At 30.2% G+C, this 18,175-nt stretch carries 21 protein-coding genes and 1 pseudogene; 18 read left to right on the forward strand and 4 right to left on the reverse strand.

Features of this window, described 5'->3' with window-relative positions:
* The 13 genes and pseudogenes from CHRY9293_RS18680 to CHRY9293_RS06995 all read left to right on the forward strand — a co-directional run.
* Nucleotides 1–200: hypothetical protein (locus CHRY9293_RS18680; RefSeq protein WP_228455487.1), on the forward strand; the 200-nt coding region annotated here is incomplete at its 5' end.
* A gap of 130 nt (nucleotides 201–330) precedes the next feature.
* A pseudogene (locus CHRY9293_RS06940) lies at nucleotides 331–648 on the forward strand (transposase); the annotation flags it as partial.
* A 441-nt stretch (nucleotides 649–1,089) separates the two neighbouring features.
* On the forward strand, nucleotides 1,090–1,503 hold the full coding sequence (locus CHRY9293_RS06945) for an RHS repeat domain-containing protein (protein WP_162032345.1): 414 nt from the start codon (nucleotides 1,090–1,092) through the stop codon (nucleotides 1,501–1,503).
* 80 nt (nucleotides 1,504–1,583) lie between these two features.
* A complete protein-coding gene (locus tag CHRY9293_RS06950) occupies nucleotides 1,584–1,961 on the forward strand; it encodes an RHS repeat domain-containing protein (protein ID WP_162032346.1) in 378 nt (125 codons plus the stop codon).
* Complete coding sequence (locus CHRY9293_RS06955; RefSeq protein WP_162032347.1) at nucleotides 1,954–2,499, forward strand: STM3941 family protein; 546 nt, start codon at nucleotides 1,954–1,956, stop codon at nucleotides 2,497–2,499. The genes CHRY9293_RS06950 and CHRY9293_RS06955 overlap by 8 nt, the downstream gene beginning before the upstream one ends.
* 167 nt (nucleotides 2,500–2,666) lie before the next feature.
* The gene (locus CHRY9293_RS06960; protein ID WP_162032348.1) at nucleotides 2,667–3,545 is read left to right on the forward strand and encodes an IS982 family transposase; all 879 of its coding nucleotides are present in this window, start codon (nucleotides 2,667–2,669) and stop codon (nucleotides 3,543–3,545) included.
* A 147-nt stretch (nucleotides 3,546–3,692) separates the two neighbouring features.
* The gene (locus tag CHRY9293_RS06965; RefSeq protein ID WP_162032349.1) at nucleotides 3,693–3,995 is read left to right on the forward strand and encodes a hypothetical protein; all 303 of its coding nucleotides are present in this window, start codon (nucleotides 3,693–3,695) and stop codon (nucleotides 3,993–3,995) included.
* Between the two features lie 348 nt (nucleotides 3,996–4,343).
* Nucleotides 4,344–4,670 carry a hypothetical protein gene (locus CHRY9293_RS06970; protein WP_162032350.1) on the forward strand — a complete coding sequence of 109 codons (327 nt, stop codon included), beginning with the start codon at nucleotides 4,344–4,346 and terminating at the stop codon, nucleotides 4,668–4,670.
* Nucleotides 4,660–4,920 carry a CPCC family cysteine-rich protein gene (locus tag CHRY9293_RS06975; RefSeq protein WP_162032351.1) on the forward strand — a complete coding sequence of 87 codons (261 nt, stop codon included), beginning with the start codon at nucleotides 4,660–4,662 and terminating at the stop codon, nucleotides 4,918–4,920. Before CHRY9293_RS06970 ends, CHRY9293_RS06975 begins: the two co-directional genes overlap by 11 nt.
* A 72-nt stretch (nucleotides 4,921–4,992) precedes the next feature.
* Nucleotides 4,993–5,181 carry a hypothetical protein gene (locus CHRY9293_RS06980; protein ID WP_162032352.1) on the forward strand — a complete coding sequence of 63 codons (189 nt, stop codon included), beginning with the start codon at nucleotides 4,993–4,995 and terminating at the stop codon, nucleotides 5,179–5,181.
* Between the two features lie 254 nt (nucleotides 5,182–5,435).
* Nucleotides 5,436–6,509: a hypothetical protein gene (locus CHRY9293_RS06985; RefSeq protein WP_162032353.1), complete on the forward strand. Its 1,074-nt coding sequence runs from the start codon at nucleotides 5,436–5,438 to the stop codon at nucleotides 6,507–6,509.
* Nucleotides 6,510–6,511: 2 nt separating this feature from the next.
* Nucleotides 6,512–7,042, forward strand: coding sequence for a DUF4280 domain-containing protein (locus CHRY9293_RS06990; protein WP_228455488.1), 531 nt, complete (start codon nucleotides 6,512–6,514; stop codon nucleotides 7,040–7,042).
* Nucleotides 7,043–7,053: 11 nt separating this feature from the next.
* On the forward strand, nucleotides 7,054–8,706 hold the full coding sequence (locus tag CHRY9293_RS06995; RefSeq protein WP_162032354.1) for a hypothetical protein: 1,653 nt from the start codon (nucleotides 7,054–7,056) through the stop codon (nucleotides 8,704–8,706).
* Between the two features lie 310 nt (nucleotides 8,707–9,016).
* Here the strand turns inward: CHRY9293_RS06995 and CHRY9293_RS07000 are convergent, their stop codons facing one another.
* Together CHRY9293_RS07000 and CHRY9293_RS07005 are read right to left on the reverse strand one after the other, a co-directional pair.
* Nucleotides 9,017–9,235, reverse strand: a complete 219-nt coding sequence (locus tag CHRY9293_RS07000) for a hypothetical protein (protein WP_228455489.1) — start codon at nucleotides 9,233–9,235, stop codon at nucleotides 9,017–9,019.
* Between the two features lie 181 nt (nucleotides 9,236–9,416).
* Complete coding sequence (locus CHRY9293_RS07005) at nucleotides 9,417–10,343, reverse strand: IS1595 family transposase (RefSeq protein ID WP_162032356.1); 927 nt, start codon at nucleotides 10,341–10,343, stop codon at nucleotides 9,417–9,419.
* A 315-nt stretch (nucleotides 10,344–10,658) separates the two neighbouring features.
* Here CHRY9293_RS07005 and CHRY9293_RS07010 point away from each other — a divergent pair, with 315 nt between their 5' ends.
* The 5 genes from CHRY9293_RS07010 (at nucleotide 10,659) to CHRY9293_RS07030 (ending at nucleotide 15,636) form a co-directional block, all read left to right on the forward strand.
* On the forward strand, nucleotides 10,659–10,973 hold the full coding sequence (locus CHRY9293_RS07010) for a hypothetical protein (protein WP_162032357.1): 315 nt from the start codon (nucleotides 10,659–10,661) through the stop codon (nucleotides 10,971–10,973).
* 320 nt (nucleotides 10,974–11,293) lie between these two features.
* On the forward strand, nucleotides 11,294–12,283 hold the full coding sequence (locus CHRY9293_RS07015) for a hypothetical protein (protein WP_162032358.1): 990 nt from the start codon (nucleotides 11,294–11,296) through the stop codon (nucleotides 12,281–12,283).
* A gap of 19 nt (nucleotides 12,284–12,302) precedes the next feature.
* Nucleotides 12,303–13,385, forward strand: coding sequence for an SH3 domain-containing protein (locus CHRY9293_RS07020; protein WP_162032359.1), 1,083 nt, complete (start codon nucleotides 12,303–12,305; stop codon nucleotides 13,383–13,385).
* 165 nt (nucleotides 13,386–13,550) lie between these two features.
* Entirely contained in the window at nucleotides 13,551–14,477 is a 927-nt protein-coding gene (locus CHRY9293_RS07025; RefSeq protein WP_162032360.1) for a hypothetical protein, read from the forward strand.
* A 109-nt stretch (nucleotides 14,478–14,586) separates the two neighbouring features.
* The gene (locus CHRY9293_RS07030; protein WP_162032361.1) at nucleotides 14,587–15,636 is read left to right on the forward strand and encodes an SH3 domain-containing protein; all 1,050 of its coding nucleotides are present in this window, start codon (nucleotides 14,587–14,589) and stop codon (nucleotides 15,634–15,636) included.
* A 216-nt stretch (nucleotides 15,637–15,852) separates the two neighbouring features.
* Here CHRY9293_RS07030 and CHRY9293_RS07035 read toward each other — a convergent pair whose 3' ends face one another.
* Both CHRY9293_RS07035 and CHRY9293_RS07040 read right to left on the reverse strand, forming a co-directional pair.
* Entirely contained in the window at nucleotides 15,853–16,923 is a 1,071-nt protein-coding gene (locus CHRY9293_RS07035; protein ID WP_162032362.1) for a glycosyltransferase family 4 protein, read from the reverse strand.
* A 12-nt stretch (nucleotides 16,924–16,935) separates the two neighbouring features.
* Entirely contained in the window at nucleotides 16,936–18,159 is a 1,224-nt protein-coding gene (locus CHRY9293_RS07040; protein ID WP_162032363.1) for a DUF1972 domain-containing protein, read from the reverse strand.
* Nucleotides 18,160–18,175: the final 16 nt, after the last annotated feature.

Raw genomic sequence — 18,175 nt, forward strand, 5'->3', positions numbered from 1 at the left:
CACATTATCCTTATAATTTAAGTTATGAGAGAAATAAGAATGATTCTATTTCATTAGATATTTTTTCGGATGACAAAAAAAAATTAGATAGTTGTGATGTAGTTTGGGGATATTTAAAACAACCGTACTTGCAAGATACTATTAGAATTAAGATAAATGGAGCACGAAATCAAAAAGGAATAATAAATTTGGTAAAATAAAGAGGCTGTCTCAAAAGGTCCCCCTCTCTCGGACTCCTCTCTGACAACTTTTGTCATTTAAGGAATTCTCAAAGCGTTAGTTTACCTTTTGAGACAGCCTCTAATAGTTACAAATTGATTAATTTGCTATGTGTTAAGTAATTCAAAAGTAATCTTTAAAGATTACAATCCCAAAGAAAACTTGCTTTTTCCTCCCAATTTATCGGAGTTGATAGATGAACGGCATCCTGTGAGAGCTGTTTCAAACATTATTGATGGCTTGGATATTAAAAGCTTGATCAAAACCTATAAACCTGGCGAAACCTCTTGTTTTCATCCGAAAATGCTTTTGAAAGTTTTAATTTATGCTTATTTGAGTAATATCTATTCAAGCCGCAAAATGGAACAGGCACTTAAAGAAAACATTCATTGCATGTGGCTTTCCGCGATGAGTCGTCCCGACCATAACCTACGAGTTGGCCCACTTCGTTTTGTGACATTTTTAATCTTTTCTTAGAAACGCTGCAATATTTTTAAATTTGAGTACCTGAATAAACCCATCCACAACAGAAAGCAAACGCTTTTTATTTTCAGGATCAAGTTTTTCAATATCATTGAAACGATTGAGCATTGTGGGTGCTCAGACTTTAAAGCAAAGTAGAAACGGCTGAAATTAATTTCTGGCTTAAACAATAATATTTACGGGAAACTCAATACAAAGTTGGATTTAGATATTTAATAAGTCTGGAATATTTTCATCAAACGGTACTCGAAAACCTGATCCATTCGAAATTTTTTCAAATGAATAAATCTGTATTTTTGAAAAGTGACAGAAAAGCGTTCAAAAAATAAACCACCGAACGAGGAAAAATTAAGTAGGCAAATCTCCATAAATACAGTAGACTAAGGAATGTATGATTATGGGGCAAGGTTTTATATGCCAGATATTGGAAGGTGGGGAGTTTTGGATCCATTAAGTGAATTACAGTTTAAATACAGTCCATATTCTTATGTTTACGGAAATCCTTTAAGATTCAATGATCCAACAGGAATAAATGGCCAAGAGGGAGAACCAAAATTAGATCCTAACGCAAGAGGTGGAGATAATAATCCTGCACCAATACAAGAAATTGTTATGACTAGTACAAAGCCCAGTTCACTTTCATTTATGGCTATTAATAATATGAATGCATATCATGCTTCAGAAGATAGATTAGCTGCGGGAATTAGAGGTAGTAAAGTTGCTCTTGTTACAGAAAAATTTGAAAGAAATTTAGCTTTCACAATAGGAACTTTTATGATGGGTGGAAGTAATCTTCTTTAACAATGGATCAGGAGTAGAAGTTCTTGAAGAAAACAATTATTATCCTTTTGGATTAAAGCATCAAGGATATAATATCCTAAATGGGGAATCTGAGTTATCAATATAAGTATAATGGAAAAGAGTTGCAGGAAACGAGAATGGTATCAATGGATTGGCGTCATTATATGCCGGATATTGGACATTTTGGGGTTATGGATCCTTTAACAGAAGTAATTCCAGGATGGACTCCTTATCGTTATGCATTTAATAACCCGGTGTATTTTAGAGATCCTAATGGATTATTTGAAAAAGGACCTGAATATGTTTCAGACTGGATTAAAAATACTGTAATTGGCGTCTGGTTCGGTGGTGTAGGCGCAGGTCCCGGTGCCCTCGTAGGTGGAATTATCGTAGGTGTAATTGGACGTTGGGGTGGCTCAGAATTAGGTGAAGCCGGAGTAGAAAAAGTATATGAATAAAATACAAAATATAGAAATCAAATTAAGTAAAAAGAAATTAATGTTTCTTTTATTATTGGCAATAGGGTTTGTTATTATTAGTTCGTTATTTAGTATAAATCCCTCTTATTTTGTGAGCTTTATAACACGTAGTGAAAAAGTAATCTTTTTAATTGGTGTTTTAGGTACTGTAGTATTTGGAATTGCTTCCATATTATTATTTATAAAGTTATTTGATAATAAACTTGGATTAGTTATAAATAAAGAAGGAATACTAGATAATACAAACTTTAGTTCTATAGGTTTGATAAAATGGGTTGATATTACCAATATTAGAATAGAAAAAGTGATGTCAACAAAGTTTTTACTAATTGAAGTTATTAATCCTAATGAGTACATAGAAAGAGCAAGCGTAATCAAAAAACTCTCATTAAAACAAAATATGAAAACTTATAACACTCCTATAACTCTGACATCTGTAGGGCTTCAACATAGTTTTGAAGACTTGAGTGAAATTATATTTGAGTCTTGGAAAAAATACAAAAGCCAATCTATTTAATTTTAGTCTCCCCGCTACAGCACGATTTTATCGGGTGGCAGAGGTCTTGTCCTGAAATAGCGATATAAATAATTTTAAATTAACCCTTTGTGCATTTAGATAAAAAGGAATAAAGTTGTTCATTTGATTGGTAATCAGTAAATTGTTTTTACCACAAAACATTTACAATGAACAACTTGAGAGCAAATTACGAAAGAATATTGGAAGTTTTACGAAAAATATCAGAGGATAATCTTTTAAAACATCAGCGTCGAACTCCAAAATTGAGTGATTTAGAATTAATTACTTTAAGCTTAACCGCAGAATATATGGGAATTGACAGTGAAAATCATCTATTTAGAATTTTACCAAAATTCTTTGCAGGCAAAATTGAGAGAACAGTTTATAATCGTCGCAGAAGAAGATTAATGAACTTTACCAATATGATAAGACTCCAATTATCTGAAATATTTAATGAATTTGAAAACTATTTCATCGTCGATAGTATGCCTTTAGAAGTATGCAAAATATCCCGAAGTACTCGCTCTAAAGTCTGTAAAGAAGAAAAATTCAGTTTTCCGGATAGAGGATTTTGTGCTTCGCAAAAAATGTCTTTTTATGGATATAAATTACATGCAGTATGTTCTGTAAACGGAGTGTTTCAAAGTGTAGATCTTAGTGCAGCTTCTGTACATGATATTCATTATCTGAAAGATATTCAGCATCAAATGTCTGATTGTGTTTTGATTGGAGACAAAGGTTATTTATCTGAAAGCATACAGCTTAATTTATTTGAAACAGCTGATATTAGACTTGATACTCCCAAACGGAAAAATCAAAAACATTATAAACCTCAATTTTATCTATTTAAAAAGAAACGAAAAAGAATTGAAACTTTATTCTCTCAACTTTGTGACCAGTTTATGATCAGAAGAAACTATGCAAAAACATTTTCAGGGTTTAAAACCAGAATAATATCAAAAATCAATTCTTTAACGGTGATACAATACATTAATAAAGTGATTTTTGATAGAAATATTAATAATATTAAAATCAGCATTATTTAAAATGCACAACGGGTTAATTAATTAATTAATTAATTAATTAATCATATAAATATAACAAGATATGCAATTGAACATCCTTAAAGCCAAAACAGTGAGTTTTTTTCCTATAATGTTTTTGTTAATCTGGGGTTGTACTAAAAAAATGATTTGGATAATCAAATTAGGGTAAAAATAACTTCAATCGATAGTAAAACCAGGCAAGCCAGGGTTAATACATTTGATACGATAGAGATAAGAAGCGAGGAATTTGGGTATTTAAAGAAAACCTTTCATAAAGTTGGAGAATATATAACAGATTCTACAGGTTCCACTAAAATTAAAATTGATTCCACTAAAATAAATGATATTTCAGTATCTGGTTTAAATGTATTAGGGGGAGATATGTATTATCCAGGACATTTAAAAAATGGACAAGAGGTAAATATAGAAGTTAAATTTATTGAAAAGTAATCCCAGAAAAATAATAATTTTTATTTCTTTCGGATATGATAAAATTGTTATTTGATGGTTATGATTTTATTAAGTATAAATAAAGAATGTGTAGTTTTGTAAAACATAATAATATTAGGAAGGAGACAAATTTGAGCAAGGATATTTTGGAGTTGTAACCTTTGTTGAGACAAAAAATAAGAGTTACATTTATTTAAAAGCATAAAATTATTTATGTCACTACTTGTCCTAAAATGCTAAAAATTGGCAAACCTATATTTAGGATTATACTATATTTGATAAGGAATTTTTGACTTGGGATAATATTAGTAATGGTCAGAAATCTTATTATTATTATTTGAATGATGAGTGGAATTAAATGACACTGGGAAATTCAGCAAGTGGTGCCTGTGGGTTAAAAAGCTTACTAAACATTTTTCAAAACATACAAAAGATTGGTCAAGTTGGGGTTCTATTTCCAACGTTGCTTATTATAAAAGAGCTGTAAAATTAGCTGACAGTAATATTGGAGGAAAAGTTGTAGGCTTTGTATCAAAGCAAGGATGGACATTTAAATATAATAAAGCTACAGGTGAGTTCCTAACAATACATCCTAAAGGCTATATTGAAACCTTTTTCCGTCCTAAAGGAGGTATGAATTATTATTTAAAACAATTACAATTATATGGACAGTAACAAATATGGGAAATTTCCGTGCCCTTGTTGCGGATATTATACTCTTAAATATAAAGCTGATAATACATTTCAAATATGTCCAGTTTGTTATTGGGAAGATGATGGTGTTCAACTTCACGATATCGACTATAATGGTGGAGCAAATACTGTAAGTTTAAGAGAAGCAAAAATTAATTTTGAAAAATTCGGAGTAATAGAAAAGCATTTTAGAGAATTTGTTCGACCTCCTCTACAAGATGAAAAAAAGTGATATTAGAATAAAATAAGTTGGAGATATTAATTTAGAGTATTCCTATTTAGACTAGCCAATAAATTAGGAGATATGAATATTCACGTTGCTGAAGTAAATCTCTATGATCCTGTAGAAATGTACTTTGGGGGAGATTTTGTTTTTAAACATCCAAACGTAATAAAAGTAAATAATTATTACCAAAGAAATCCTGTTGATGGAGTTTTAAAATGGGTGAACGATCCTTTTACTGGAAGCCCTGTCAGGGGTAAGTTTCAATGACCTGTGATTAATAATGTAAATTTAACTGGGTAATACTATAGACCTGGTGTATTAATGCACCACCTAAATATAATAGCTTATGCAATTAAACACCCCTAAAACAAAATTTTTAGTAAATATTTTTGTAATCTTTGTCCTTTCCAGCTGTAACACGAAGTCTAATTTAGCATACATTTTTGAATAAGGAGTTATAAAATTAAAAATGGACTTGAGTTCCTTTGAAATTTTGTAGATTCAGGCCGAAAAAATACAATATGATAATTTACAATGTTGAATTAGGGAGACGTTTTTCAGAAATCAGTGACGAACTTCATCTTGAAAACCCTAGATATTTGAGGGACTTTCATAACGAAAATTGTCCTCTTATGGAGCGTTATGAAGGGGATATGATTGAAGGACCCCGAGTTTTTATTCCCACAAAAGAACAGATTATAGAAATTAATCAGAATATCAGGGAAAATAATGAGAGTTATTATGATTTTCCATATAATGGAAAGTTTTCGTTTGCCTATGATTTATGGGAGGGTACCTATCAGATTTCACAGACGACTTATTCAAATGATAAAGTTACAGCGATTTATGAGCAAAAGATTCGTTTAGAGTTAGAATATATAAAAGATCATAATTATTATTTTCAATTTACAGCATTTGACTTTAGAAAAGATGGGGGAAATTCAGAGACTAAAGCTTCTACATTGTCCAAAATGTGTATAAAAAGCATTTACCCGATAAGATTTATTATAAATTCGGAAGGTAAGATTATGAATATAGAACTTATAAAGAAACCTGAACAAATACTTTCTGAATTAGAAAATATAAAACACTACTTTACAGATGATCATGCTTTCCATTATGTTGAAAAAATGAAGAGTTTAATTCAAAATCCTGAAGAAATTGTATTAAAATTGGGTAAGTCGTTATTAATTACCTTTCTTTTTGGCTCATTTTATAGGGCAAAACTAGGAGAGTGGACAAATTCTCTACTTTATCATGACTTTAGTCCATGGATTTTCGATGCAGATGCCATACGTTTTGAATTCGAAAATATCCTTTGTCCTAAAGAAGGGATTGATGATCATCTTATAAAAATTCACCAGAAAGGTGTTTGTTGTGATCATCGAAGTTTAGAAGACTTATATACGGGTTGTGAATATGACGAGAATATTCCGTTGAATGAAAATTCCATTGACTGTGAACAATTTGCAGAGTATATTTTCAATAGAAAAGAATTTTCCTTACAAAGAATAGAAGCATATTTCCAACATTTTACTTTTGAAAATAAAGTAAAAGAAACATTTTTATTAGAAAAAATAGGAGATAATAATTAAATTTGCGTGCACCGAAAAATACAGAGATGATGTCCGAAGATTCCTCCTGCCACCATGGTAAACATTTTGTGGTTCAAAAAGGGAAAGTCCAATGCAGCCAGGGAAACCAATTTCCTCAGTTTAACGTCACTTCTCATCAGAAGCATTATTGGAATGATGAAGAAGGATCATCCGATTATTTAGCCGTTACAGAAGATGATTTAGAATTTATACCCTCAGGGCCTAGTTTTGGGCAATGCAAATTGAAACCCAGTTCCGGAGGTTATTTGCCTTGTACTTTTGCTCCAGTAGATAAATGGCAAAAGACCTATGAAAAAGTAAAAGTAATGGGTAAAGGTTGTGTAACCGAAATTTCCGAATTGCTTTGCACAACGGGAGGTAAAATTACAATAAAAGACGCTGGACAAACGGCTTTGATGAATGTACAAAATATTAAAAATGCAGATCCTAAAGAACAATACTATATCAATCCTTTGTTAGATTATAAAGAATTTCAAGAAGAACAAGATGATGAAGTAGAAGTTTGTGAATAAACACATCCATAATGAACAAGTTAACAATACTAGGAAATGCACATCCTATAATAGGGAAGAAGGAAATGTATTCCATTGTTTCCCTTACTCATACTGGATTAGGTCTTTCCCATAAACCCTTTGGAGAATTAATAAAAACTCATAAAAAAGAATGGGATGTTATGATACAAACCAAAATGGGTTGGAGGAAAGCTAACAATAATAAAGAAGGAGATAGGGTTCCTTATACTTTTGGACAAAAAAGTCTTAAATACAAAGGGATAAAAATAGTAGTTCGACAAGGAGAAGACTATGGAGAATTAATTATCCATCCTCAAAGGGCGAAAGAACAAAGAATTTCAAAAGTAGAACTTTTAGATGTTAATTATCAAAAGATTCCTAAAGGAAAAAAGATAAGCTATAAAGATACGATTATAGCCCGTGCCTATTGCATAGAAATGTTTAATATGCCTATTTCTTTTACGTTATGGGAAGATGATGCTAATGGTGAAGGTCATAATCCTATGATCAATGGTCTGAATAGAATCAATCTTATCCCTGTATTTGATACAGTTAATGAAGATGGTATTGCTCAGGTATCTTTCCGATTACCTGAATATACTTTGGCAGTACAGATAGCTAATGCTCGAACGGCATTAGGCGAGAAAGATGAAGGGGCAACTCATGAATATTATGTAACAGCTGATGCTGTAGAATCACATATACAGAAAGCAAGTGCTAATGTAAATGTAATTAATCCTACTTATAATCCGGTACCTACTAGGAAAAGGGAAATGCCTAAGATGCCAATACCACCAGTAATAAAACCTGAAATTGTTCCTGCTAAACCCAAGCCAGAAATGGACTCTCCCAAGTTTGCTATCACCCCAGGAGGTAAAAATCGTGAAGATGTAGAGGGTAAACTTCTAAGTGCTGAATTCGTAGATGAAAATGGCAACAAACTTCATTCTTCTAGAGTAGGAACTTTGGTATTCTTGAAAATCCTTGCCAAGGATATGAAGGATAAGAAAGTAAAGATCAAGATCTGGGAAGAAGATAATTTGCTGTGGACTCACGATTTAATTTTTGAAAAAGATTTGGTTTTAGTGGGTGATACAAATTTTACCTGGGTACATCTTACTAGGAAGCTGTTTGATAAAGCTAAAGATGGAGGTACAGATAGTAGCCGACAGGATTATTTTATAGAAGTAATTTACAAAGAGACTTCTGTGAAATCTGCTGTAATGCCTGTGACTTTGGATGCTATACCTACAGAGGTATTAAAAGGAAGAAGTACAGCTGTTATTAAAGAACCACAATTAGATGATATAGAAGAAAACAAAGGTTGTTCCAGATGTAAGAGTGATTTTACATGGGATGAAATAAAAAATATATTCGGAGAAAAGGAGAAGGACTTTAGGATGGAATGTGTGAAATGGATTAATAAATATAAATTAGACTTTAATATTAATACATGTGCTAAAAAAGCTCATTTTTTATCTCAAATAGCTGCTGAGACTCACTTTAGAAAGGACGAAATGTTAGAAGGGAAAGTAAAATATATTCCTAAGAATATTAGAAGTGGTACTTTTGGTAATAGAGGAAAATTATTAGACAAAAGAGGTCAAATTGAAGAATTTTGTAAGCAGAGACCTGATCAAGTAAAACTTTTCAATTTTTGGTAACTACATACCTGTTTACATTAATTAAATTTAAGGTTGGAATTTATCTAACCTTTTCTTATTTTTACTTTTAGGTTTTTAATCACCGTAACGTAACGGACATTTAGGTAAGTAAAATACATACCGAAAATGGCACGGTGAGAGTTGTCGTTATGAAACTTGTAAAATATGGCGAGAAAACCAAAAACCAAGTTCGTAAAAGTTCGTAGACCAACGCAAGATGGTAGAACGTTCTTTTATAGAAGTAAACCCAAGAGTTGCCGTAAAAAGTAATTTTTTGGTAGGAACGATAGTCTCGTGAACTATCGTTCTTTTATTTTTTACCAAACATACTTTTAATATTATTATCAAACTCTGTTAATATTTCTATATATTCCGCTCTTATAAGTGGAATACCATCAATAATAATGATTTCTTTAACATCCACCTTTAAATCGGGGTGATTTTCTTTAATATCTAGAACATCAAAGTATTCAACATCTTTGATAACAATACTCTTCACATTCTTTTGTTTTAATATTTTTGGATTCATGTTGTTTATTACATATTTATTCTATAATTTTAAGATGTGGGAGACTCAAAATAGTATTTTTGATGTCTGTGAACGTGATCCTCTGATACCCTCAGGGAGATAGAATCGTTCGGTTAGTGAGAGTGATTCCACTAATCCTTAGATCAGCTCATTAATATTATCCTTCTCCCACACTTTAAAATTACATAGCTAAATCTTTATACTTAGTTCTAACATTACTATTAACTAATAAATGTTTAAACTTATCATTATCAGAAGTCTTTCTTAAGTTATATCTATAAACAAATTCGTCTACATATTTCTGAAGATGTTTTCTTGATACATGATTATACATACCTGATACTGAGTTTTTAAGGATCTTCCAACTTCCTTCAATATTATTTGTATGTATGGCATTATCTTGCAAACTTACATATTCTTTCTTAGAATGATCAATAATTTTATGGTCATAGTATTTATTTAATCCATTATACCCCAACCATTCGTCACTAATTAATTTAGTAGTTTCAGGGTTAACATATCGACAAATTAATGGTTGAATACTATTCCTTTTAGTGTCTGGTACAACAAATGCATTCATTTTACCACCTCTTTGTAACATACCCATCACGGGAGTTTTATCTTTAAAGCTTCTCCCTTGAGAATTCTTTACCTTTTTATCTTTATGTCTATTCTTATTTTTACCACCAATAAATGTCTCATCACACTCTACAATACCATCTAACTCGTTGTTGTTTTCAATACCAAAACATGATCTAATCCTTTGTAACATAAACCATGCAGTTTTCTGAGTTACATTAAGATCTTTTGATAGCTGTATAGAACTAATACCTTTCTTGTGCGATGTGACTAACCATATTGCTAAGAACCATTTTCTCAAACCAACCTTTGTATTCTCGAACATGGATCCCGTTTTAACATTAAAATACTTCCCTGTTTTTTTACATCGATATTTATTATTAGTACATTTATAGACTTTCGATAGTGAATCAAATGGACTTTCAACAATTCCTCCCCATCTCATTTGCTCTAAGTAATCAATGCAAATTTGCTCTGTCGAAAATGTTTGCAATAGTTCTAAAACTGATTTAATGTTGGTGTTTATCATCTGTGTTACAAAGTTAGTGAATATTTAAACTGGTTAATTTTGGTTATTAGGGTTATACTTATTACTTTTACGGTTCAATTTTAACGATTAGAAGCTGTTAGCTTTTTATTCTGCACAATAGGAATCTGGTACATTCATTTGAAACACAGGATAAATAAGGCTCACTGCATCCTATACGGGTGTGGGTTTATCCCTTATTTGTGTTTCAAGGTTTACCAGAACCTCTATTGTCAAATAGGCGGCTACAAACTCACACCTTCTTTACTATAATTAAAACCTGATTTTGAGTTTGATTCAGGGCTAAAATCACTTTTCATGAAAACTAAAATTTCTAGTTTATTAATTGTAATATTATTACTTTCTTGTGGGTCAAATCCTCAAAATTATTTTAACAACTTACTTGATAATGTTCAAATCGGTATGTCGGAATCCGACTTTAAATCAAAAGTTCAAGATGAACAATTAGTTAAATCTGATCAAAATGTAAGTATTTACAAAGTTGAGAAGAGAACTTATAATGATTTACATGGTTGGAGATCGGATCATAGATTTTTCTATTTTATAAATAACAAACTTTCTCAAATTGATCAGGGTGAAAGAGCTGTTGATTACAGAATTAAAGTTGATTAATTTTCCCACACTTCTTATCTTTGATAAGATTTCTTTACTATGCACTAGAGGAGGTAATTTTTACTAAAGACAAACATTAGTTTATGCTAATTAAAATCAAAATAAAAATTCCCTCACGTTGGATAAAAACGTCATATAAAATTGTAATTAAAGTTGTCTATGATAGCTTAATACTATTTATCCTGAAGAAGTCCATATTCTTCAGCCTTTGGGATTGGTTAATCAATCATTAATAAAAAGTGAGAGGGTAAAAGTAGAAATAATTCCCTCTCATTTCCATTAGGGAAAGAGGTTCTTTCTCCTCCTTTAGTGCTTTAGTTATGTGTAGAGTTGTATGTAGTTACCAAATTTATAATGAAATATTAAAAACGGAGAGTAGGAAAAAACATTTTGCAGAGTTCAGATTTGAAGAAAATAAGAAACAAAGCACATTGAAAGACGTTGATCTTTTAGATTTTCTTACTTATTATGATATGCCTACAGAACCAAAATATGCTGTGTTAAGTGCTTTGGCGGACTGGAAAGGTAAAGGGTTGAGTAATTCCCCTTTAATGATAAATGATGAAAAGAAGGTGATAGATGTAAGAAGAAAAATTAATGTTGGAATAAAAAATTTAAAAGTTGCAGAAGATTATTTTAAAAAAGCAGTAGTCGCCTTAGTATTAAACGAATGTGGCTCTCAAAAGAAAAGAGAAAAGACTAAAGTTATAGAAACATATGACAAAGCTTATAAAGCAGATAGTAAAAATGCTTATGTAGACATCATTGTTCCTTCTAATAGAAAAAAGGAGGGGCTATTAGTGTTTTTTGATAATACAGGTCTTTTGCATCAATGCTATGTATTAGGATTAGGCACAGGTGGGGAGGATAGGTATACAAATGGAGGGTATGGGAATGTACCTAATGGATTATGGAATGCTAAATTAGAATTAAAAACACCTAATACAGGAGTATCTTTTGGCAATCATGGAGTTATAAGATTAAGTCCAGCTGCTGGAGATGCGTTAAAGGCAAGTTCAAGATCTGGCATTTTGCTGCATTGTGGGCATACAATGGGAGACGGAAAGACAGGATTGACAGATAATGGAGCTTTAATGGTTACACATGGTTGTTTACGAGTATATAATGTAGATATGCCAAAAATAACTGAAGTATTTTCATCAATGATTTCTAAAGGCAAAACTGTTCAATTTTATATAGAAGAAGTGGAACCAAAGAATTTGAATGATGTATTTGCATATTATGGAACGGTATCTGATTTAAAAGATATAAATACAAATAGAAAGAATAAAAAAAATGATGCTCAATAAATATATTTATATTGTAATTATGGCAGTTACAATATCGTGTAATGGACAAAATACCCAAAAAGATGAAAAAATAAATCCAATGGAGGAAACAGAAATTTCTATATTAAAAAGTGCCCTTGAAAACGATCGTTATAAAGTAAAGTCTGAAAAAGATTTCAAGGATAGAATTTTACGCTTTTTTGGAATTAATGTTGATAGTTTATCTAATAAGGGGTATGATGAAATATTACTGAATGAAGAATTTATAGACTATCAAATATCAAAACAAGGTAGTTATATTAAGATAGGACAAAATTTGCTACCTGATTTAGATTCAATAAGACAAAAAGCAGTTGTTAATAAAGAAAAGTATCCCTATATCGAGCGTACTATAAATTTAAATAAAATCTTATTTTTAGATGATCCCATATCTATAGGTCGGGTGATAAATCAAGATAAAGATTTGGCCATTGATTTAGTGGTTTTGTTTAATTATGAAGAAAATAAATTTCTTACGAGTACTGCCTTAAAAAATATTAAATCTTTAGATGATCAACCTAAGTATTTTAATTGGTGTCTCCTTTTCTATAATGACAGGGGAAAAGAACAATTAATAAGAAAAGATTTATTACTACAACTACAAAAATCAAATACGGACTTAATTTCAAGCTTAATTACTTTTATTGTAACAAATAAAAACTTAGTAACTCAAAAAGTAACTGATGAATGTTTAGCTTTTTTAATCAATATTAAGCTAAAAGAATCGAAAAAAAATGAAGATTGGAATAATAATGAAGGATTTGGTTTATTATCTTATTGTTATGACACAGATAAAGATCTTATCAATAGATTCAATAAAATTGATTTTTATAATTATTCATTAATTAAAAATGCAACTGAAGCATATCAAGTTTTTAATCCTGAGAATCAAATAGATTATAAAATTGATGACCCTGATGGCTATACCAATCTTAGAAAAGAAAAAAATAGATCCTCCGAAGTTTTACAAAAAATAAAATCAGGGGAGCATATTGAAGTATTGGATGATGAAGGAGATTGGTATTTGGTGAAAACCATAGAAGGGGAAAAGGGCTATGTACATAAAAGTAGAATAAAGAAATAAAATAGCTCCTGAGAAAATTAGTATAAATAAAAAACCGGATTTAGTTTTATTTAGAAAAGATAATAAATATTATGGAATTTCTAGAGATATTGCAGAGTCTGAAGGATTACTTAATGCTGCAAGAAGTGGTAGTAAATCACCATTTATATTTGTGAAATTTAATAAATGAAAAATCTACTTCTATTATTAGTTATTTCATTACAAAGTTGTAATGGTCAAGAAAAAAATAACACTATATTATATAATAAAGTTACGGAAAAACGGGAAGCTGAAATAACAAATACAAATGAAGCTCCCTTTAATTTTTTAGATGAAAAATATCAAATGCAGGGGCTTAGGATCTCAGATACACCTAATCCTTATCCAACTTATTCTTTTTCAGACCCTAGATATGGGCTTTTAACTGTGGATTATATTGGTAAAACAAATGTCACTCAATATTTTTGGAATGTAGGTAATAAGAGTGGTTATTTTTCAAAATATCTCAATACTGAAGAAGCAGCTAGCACATCCGATAATATCAAAAAATATATTAATACAAAAGATTATTATATTATAACCTCTTATCTTCCTCAAAAATATATTTTATATAATGGTGGAGAAGATGGAGAATTTACGTTAGCACCAAATGCAAAAACTTTATTTTATTTATATGAAAATAATAAGTGGAAATTAATGGATGAAGTAGAAACTAATAAAATCCCAGAGAACTTATTATATTTTGAAACAAGCTTGGTTCAAAAAATGGTATTTAAAAATATAAGTAAGATGGATGAAAGCTTTAATGGGGCATATTCAGTTTCCGTTGAAACAGAAGCTACGACCACGGGAATGGCTTCTATTTCATATGATATTGAAATCAAAAAAAATAATATAAATGTATCATTATCAACATATCATGAAGCCAATCTATGTGAAGGGAAGTATTTTGCTAGTATTAATGGCAATATGTTAGAAATATATTATTTCGATAATGATATGACTTGTATTTCTATAGACCCCAAATTTTATATTAAAAAGGAAAACAACAAATTTTATATAAAAGGTGTTGGTGGAGAAGGGACAAATGCTAAATGGATTCTAATGAAGTAAACAAAAATTTGCAATTGTTTTATTACATTCTCTATTGCTTTATTAGAAAGGTGTTATGTATCTAAATGATCTATGATATACTCCTAGGAGATTAATTATAAAAAATAGCATGAAAAAATATATTAGATTTCTTTTAATACTCTTTTTACCTCTGTTAGTAAGTTGTAAAGATAAAAAAGATACAATTACTGAAGACAAAAAAAACTCAAGATTAATGATGCATACCAATGACAAATTAAAAGATGGAATAAATATATCAACTTCATTTATAAAGGATTTAGAATTTAATAAGTATAAGTATGAGGGGCAATATATAGAACAAATTGATGTGAGCTTATTCGAAGATCATACTTTTCGTAAACAATTCTTTCAGTATTTAATGAGTAGGAAATTTGATCAAGATCAGTATGAACAAGTATTCTTTATAAAATTATTATTGGTTAGAATACAGCAAGTTGATGATATAAGATCTTATCATCTTCTATCTTTAATTTTTAATGATAAAAATTTAGGCTATTATTTAGAAGATTATGAATTAGACTTGTTTCAAGTATTTTTATATAAACCTTATTATTTTCTCAAAGGAGAATATAAATACAAACAAGATGAGATTGTTAACTTTATTAATCAGAATTTGCCTTCTGCTCTTTTAACTAATAAAAGATATTTTGATACTAATATTGTTGAAATTGAACTGAAGGAAAACGCCTTACTTATTAATAAAGAAGAAGTAGATAAGTTTACTATTGAAGATTTAAAAAAACAAATAAATAAAGAAACAAATAAAATTGAAGCTAATTTTTCGCCATCGTTTGATAATGGCTGGCAAAATAAAACTAATATTTATTATAATTTATATCATTATATAGATGATATTGTGATTAGTAAACTTGATGAAAAAGAGCTTTTACTTTATAATACAAAATATAAACCCTTTTTTAAAAATTATATTATTAAAGACAAAAAAAGTCAATATACCATCCAAGACCCTGACGGCTATACCAATCTTAGAAAAGAAAAAAATAGATCCTCCGAAGTTTTACAAAAAATAAAATCAGGGGAGCATATTGAAGTATTGGATGATGAAGGAGATTGGTATTTTGTGAAAACCATAGAAGGGGAAAAGGGCTATGTACATAAAAGTAGAATAAAAAAATAAACCTTTTTTATTTCTACCTGATGAAGCATAGTGATAATATATTCTAATGAAAACCGTATAAACAACAATAGAGAATGAGTAGTTAGCATTCTCTATTGTTTAATCACAAAACAAAAATATAAAACATGATGAAAAAATTATTTAAAAAGGAAAGACAATTTTTAATTGGATGAAACCATAGTTAAGTTATTAATTGTAAAAAACTTATTATCAATATCAATTTACATTTTCTAATTCTCTTATATTCTTTTTCCAGGTCACGAAAAGATTCATTACTTTGATAATTTTAAATATAGAAATAAAGACAAAAAGTGATATTAGAAAGGCATATATTGAATAATTTTCAAAGAAAAGATATTGAATAATAAAAGTGAAAATATTAATCAAAACAAAGTTCAGGGTAATTCTTCTATGAGATAAACCTAATTGCAGAAGGTGATGATGGATATGGGTCTTATCAGCTTTAAAAGGTGATTTTCCTCTTAAAACTCGATCAAGATATACTCTTACAGAATCAATTACCGGAATTGTAAATACAAATAAGATGAAAAATATACCATAAGGAAAAGAGGTTGTATTAGTATCGAACCTTGTAATATATATCCCAAGGCAGATTAATAAATAACCAAGGAACAATGATCCTGAATTTCCTAAAAATATTTTGTTCTTCTGAGAGAAGTTATATCTAAGAAAAGCCACAATGCTTCCAACAAAAAGAATTCCGATTCTGGCAAGACTAAAGTTTCCTTGTATAACTGATATTATGAAAAAAAGGCCAAATCCAATTCCTGCAACACCTCCTGCTAATCCATCAATTCCATCAATTAGATTAAAAGCATTAACGGTAGTGGTGATGATTAGTACAGTGAGTATATATTGCATATAAATATTGATTTCATATATCCCAAAAAGACCATATAAAGAGACGATTCTTATTCCACAGCTTGCTATTATAGTGCTTACAGATAGTTGGATTACTAATTTATAAAGAGCTTTGAGATCTTTTTTATCATCTAAAGTTCCTACCAATAACATGATGTATGAAGTAATAATAATAGGAACTATTTCTTTCCAGCTTTTTTCACCAGATACAAACATAAGTATAAGGACAATGATTCCGATTGCTAACCCACCGATTAAAGGAATCGCAGATTGATGAACTTTTCTTGAGTTAGGAGTATCCACCAGTTTTATTTTCTGAGCAGCCATTCTCATTAATGGAATTAGGCATAGAGATAAGGTAAATGCAAGAATTCCCAATATTGATAGTTCTATAAAATTTTTCATAACATTTAGTTTTTAAGTAGTTTTAGGTGATTCGTTAAATAACTGAACATTTTTTAAGTGTCCTACATTATATTTCTCCAAAATATTTTTATCTAACTTGGAAATTGTAGGATAAACATGAGTCTTCTTTTTGATAGTAAAAGATTCTTCTATTAGATTACTATATTTTTTAGCGATCTTTTTCCACGTATATCTTCTTTCAGCTATTTTCTTCATTTGAAAAGCACAATTTTCAATTTCCTCATTTTTAACTTCCTCTAAAATATTTTTCAGTTCTATGGCATTGGAAAAATAAAAAGCCTGATGCTCGGTGGTTGTTCTATTATAAGATACACCATTACTAATGATAGGCAATCCTAAAAACATGGCTTCAACTAAAGAAGGATTGGTTCCTCCGGCAGAATGTCCGTGAATATAGAGAGATGCATTGCCACGAATTAGATCGATAGTTTGTTGTTCATAGATAGGATCTAGAAGGTGAATGTTTTTAAAACCTGCATATTGTTGTTTTAAATTCATACCATATTCACTGTTTTTCCAGTTACCTACCAATACAAGTTTGCGATCAGGAAGTTCACTGAAAACATTTAGAATAGTATGAACATGATTTTCAGGCTCTATTCTGCAAACTTTCACAGCATACTCTTCCGATAAGAATGGATATTTTTCTATGTTTTCAGGAGTTGGTACTAGGTTCACTTTTGTATGATCAGCACCATATTCTATTACCCTGCTTATGGTGTTATAACGTAAAGAGGTATAATCCTGAATGGACTCATTATCTGAAATATCAATATGAGAAAATTTCACAGCTAGCTTTTCAGCCCACCACAAATATAGTTTTGCAGGTAAAGACCATTTATCTCTTTTCCATTCGATACCGTCGATTGAAATAATTATTTTTTTGTTGGTAAATAATCTTACGAAGGGTAATAACCAAGCACCGGCTACGCCTAAGATCAATAGAACATCGCTACGAAATAATGCGTGGAAAATAGACCAAGTGTCGTAAGGAATGCTTTGAACTCCATTGGCGTCCAAAGGAAGGTATTTTAGTTTAGCGCCTTTCCAAGTATCAACTCTTTCTTCCGGACTATATTTTTTTGATGAGCAATATACGGTGAAATCGTATGTATCGGAAAGCTCTTCTACAAGATGGGCGGTTAATGTTTCAAAACCTCCATATTTAGCAGGTAGTCCTACAGTTCCAATAATTGCTACTTTTGTCTTTTCCATGGTTAAATGTATTTGA

The organism is Chryseobacterium potabilaquae (assembly GCF_902728265.1).
In the GTDB taxonomy this organism is placed as follows: domain Bacteria; phylum Bacteroidota; class Bacteroidia; order Flavobacteriales; family Weeksellaceae; genus Chryseobacterium; species Chryseobacterium potabilaquae.